Here is a 3,535-nt window from a genome sequence, read left to right on the forward strand (position 1 = left end):
AAAGCCCTCCAAGCTCGCAAAGGAATTTATAAAGATGATAAAAGCGGGCAAAAGCAGCGAGTAGGGCGGTCTGCGGCGTGCAAATTTAAATTTAATAACGCGCCGCAAGGGTTTAAATTTAAAAATGCACTGCATAGGTTCAAATTTAATAGCAAGCTCCGAGACGCTGCGCCAAAGATCAACTTTTAAAATTTATCCTGCAACCTTGTTTTTTAAATTCCGGTTCGCAGCTTGCTTGGTCGAAATTTTATCTAAAATTTTATTTTGCGCTAATCGGTTAAATTTTATCTTGCGTCACGCCAGGCTAAATTTTATCTCGCGACAAGGTAGATTAAATTTCATCCGCTGCGGCTGCGTAAATTTACGGCGCACTCTTTTATAAATTTTATCTGCAAGCGGGCAAAGAGCGCCTATTTAGTTTCTTTCAGCTCTTTGGCTCCCGCTTGATTAGCTTTTCTTGCTCGCTGCTAAAACTTGCGCCAAGATCGCCGCTAGCGCGATATTTAGGCTGACGCAGAGCCCAAACAGCGCCACGGCCTTGGTGGAGCTAAAAGCGAGCGTAAAAAAAGAGATTATGCTGGTTAAAGACGCGAGCGTGATGCCGAAAATTTTATCGCTAAGCGCCATCTTGTCGTTATTTGCAAAGATCATATAATCGATCCCCACGGCGCCTGAGAGGATCAGCGCAAAGATCGCAAAAATATTTACGCTCACGCCGAATGCGCTAAGTAGGGCGAGTACGGCCAAATTTGTCGCAAAGACGGAGATGACGATCAGCCACGCCGTCCGCGCGCCGAAAAACGCCCATAGCAATGCGAGGGCGAGGGCGTATGCGGCGCATTTTAAATACAGAGCGTTGATTTTGATCTGCGAAAACGCCTCGCTTATGGCGCTTCGCATATTTAGATGCAGCGCGCCCATCTGCGCGGCAAGCTCACTAACGGCTGCCTTATCGCGCACGCCGCGCAAAAAAGCGATATGCGGATCGATGCTCGGCATCGCGGCAAAAAGAACGGAGCTTCTGGCCTGCTCGTAGCTTAAAATAGGCGCATCTGCAATCTTGGCAAAGTTTGCGTCCACAAGCTCGCGGCTCAGCCCGAGACGTAAAAATGCGCTTCTATCGTAGTTTGTAAAGGCTTGTTTGATAAAGTTCTGCGTAGCGGGATCCAAAATCGGCACGCCAGCGTACGAGTCTGCAAGACCGCGCGCTACGGCCTCTTTGGCTACCGCGCTCGCGTTGTTGCCCACTATCAGATCAAAGCTGGAGCCACCGATGCTTGCTAACTTAGCACTCACCGCGATTAGGTTTTTATCCAAGCTCGCGTATTCGCTGACGTCGTCCTTAAGCTCTATCTTAAAATACAAAAACGCAAGCAGCGCCGCGCAAATGATGGCGAGCGCTTTAAAGCTTAAGCTCATCTTGCAAAGCGCCTTTGCGTAGAGCTCAAGAGCTTTTGCAAAGACCTGGGCGGGGCGAAATTCCGCTCCTTCAAGAAGCAGCGGCAGGGCGAAGTAGCTAAAGCAAAATGCCCCCGCAAGTGCGGCTATGGCAAAGATCGCGATCTCTTTTAGCAGAAAAAACGGGCTGAATAAAAATACGAAGTAGCCTCCGGCCGTGATGAAAAAGCCTAGAAGCAGGATGTTTCGCATGCTTTTTATCGAGCGAGCCTCGATTTTGCGCGCGATGTTTGCGCCCAGCCAATGCACCGCGTAATCCAGCATCAGCCCGATTAGGCTCGTCGAAACCACGGCGCTTAGGATGTGGATCGAGCCGCGGATCGCCATCGTGGCGGCTACGCCGCAGGCGAGCCCGAAAAGCGCGGGCAGCAGCAGGCAGAAGATCCGTGCGCGCGAAAATGCCGCCAGCAGTAGCGCCGCGCACAGGCTAAGCGAAACGGCGCCCGCGACGGAGCTTTCGCGCACGCCTGCGCTTTTGCCCATCGCGCTAAATAGGGCGGTGCCGGAGATTAAAATTTCGCTTTTTTGCGCCTCGCGCACCAGAGCGCTAAGCGCGTCGTCGTTTGCTTTTGGAGCGAGCCTGGCCGTAGCGAGGTAATGCGGCGCGCCGTCAATGATCGCGATGAAGCGGTTTTGCGCAGGATCGAGCTTGATAGCGCCGTGAGAGCTAAGGCGCGAATGGAGGCTCAGCGAGAAAAAATCCTGCGAGAGGCTAAGCGGGCGAAATTTTGAGTAAAGCTCACGCGCGCTACGCTCAAAAAAAGCCTGCGGATCGCTTTTTAAAAGCTCCACGCTCGCATCATCGAGCATCGCGGGCGCGAAGCGCGCAAGCTCGCTCTGATACACGCTCGCGTCCTTTACTTCATAGATTATGCTCTCAAAAAGCCCGCTTTTTTGCATATCCGCAATGAACGCGTCAAAGCTCGCTTTCTCTGCGCTTGCGACGATGATTTGCCTCGCGATCTCGCGGTTGAAATCCTCGACGCTCTGTTTCTGCTCGCCGGAAATTTCAATACCGCTTAGCTCGTAAAAATCGGAATTTACGCGGTTTAAATTTAGCGCTATAAAGGCGCAAAGCGCGATGAAAACCGCGCCGAATGCCGCTAGGATCGCGCTCTTACTCATCTAAGCTCACGACGCTCGAAAATATGTTTTCGCTCACATCGCCGTTAGCGCTGTTAATTCGCAGCACCCTGACGTAGGCGCCGCCCTCGATCACGATATTTTTAAAGATATTTTGCAGCATCCCTTTGGGACTTAGCTCGGCGCGCCACGCATCTTTGCTGCCGCTTAGCACGATCGAGAAATTTTTGCTAAGTCGCGCTACGTCCAGGCGCGAGATCGCCAAAAAGGTATCCTTATCAAAAAGCGAATCGGCGCTTTTGATCCACGCCTCGCCGCTACGCTCAAAAACGCCGTCCGCGCCGATTTTTAGCTCGCTTCGCACCGGCTCTAGCGTCGTCCAAAACAGCTCGCCGCCTTTGATCCTAAACTCGCCGCTGCTTCGTACGGGCTCGGCAAAGCCCTCAATGCTGAGTGTTTCGCTAAATTTGCCGCCGATATTATCGGTCTTAAGCGCCAGATCGCTTACTTCAAGCGCGCTCGCAAGCCCCAAAATCGCCAAAAATAAAGCTAAAATTTTCATCATAGTCCTTTAAATTTTATGCTCGCTAAATTTCACTGCTCGTTATCGCTAGGCAAAATTTCATTTGCCGCGACGTTTTGAGAGTGCTCTTGCTCGGACGCGGCTTTGCTTGCCGTCGAAATCTCATTTGCCGCCGAAATTTTACCCGCGGAATTTTTCTCTGCTAAAATTTTATCCGCGCACGCCCTTAACTGCGGCGGTATCTCATACAGCGTCCTTTTAGAATCAAGCTCCACCGCAGCTTGCGACGTGGTTGCCTTAGCTAGGAGCGCGCCTGACGGGCTTTTGATGCGGTAGGAGAATTTTATAATCGTATCGCACTCGAGCAGCTCGATGCTTACCGCAACCTCGTCGTCAAAAAGTATCGGAGCGATAAATTTAAACTCCATTTTGATAATGGGATATATAAATCCATCATCTCTCATCTGCATA

General features: G+C 51.1%; 3 protein-coding genes and 1 pseudogene. 1 reads left to right on the forward strand and 3 read right to left on the reverse strand.

Annotated elements, in window-relative coordinates:
- A partial coding sequence (locus Q0257_RS00650) for a hypothetical protein (protein ID WP_298020261.1) occupies positions 1–189 on the forward strand: 189 nt, incomplete at its 5' end.
- Between the two features lie 258 nt (positions 190–447).
- On the opposite strand, the gene Q0257_RS00655 is transcribed toward Q0257_RS00650, so the two are convergent.
- The 3 genes and pseudogenes from Q0257_RS00655 to Q0257_RS00665 all read right to left on the reverse strand — a co-directional run.
- The gene (locus Q0257_RS00655) at positions 448–2,583 is read right to left on the reverse strand and encodes a hypothetical protein (protein ID WP_298020264.1); all 2,136 of its coding nucleotides are present in this window, start codon (positions 2,581–2,583) and stop codon (positions 448–450) included.
- A complete protein-coding gene (locus Q0257_RS00660; RefSeq protein ID WP_298020267.1) occupies positions 2,576–3,103 on the reverse strand; it encodes an outer membrane lipoprotein carrier protein LolA in 528 nt (175 codons plus the stop codon). Before Q0257_RS00660 ends, Q0257_RS00655 begins: the two co-directional genes overlap by 8 nt.
- Before the next feature lie 32 nt (positions 3,104–3,135).
- Positions 3,136–3,535: pseudogene (locus Q0257_RS00665) on the reverse strand (hypothetical protein); the annotation flags it as partial.

Origin of the sequence: uncultured Campylobacter sp. (assembly GCF_938018035.1) — a bacterium.
GTDB lineage: Bacteria > Campylobacterota > Campylobacteria > Campylobacterales > Campylobacteraceae > Campylobacter_B.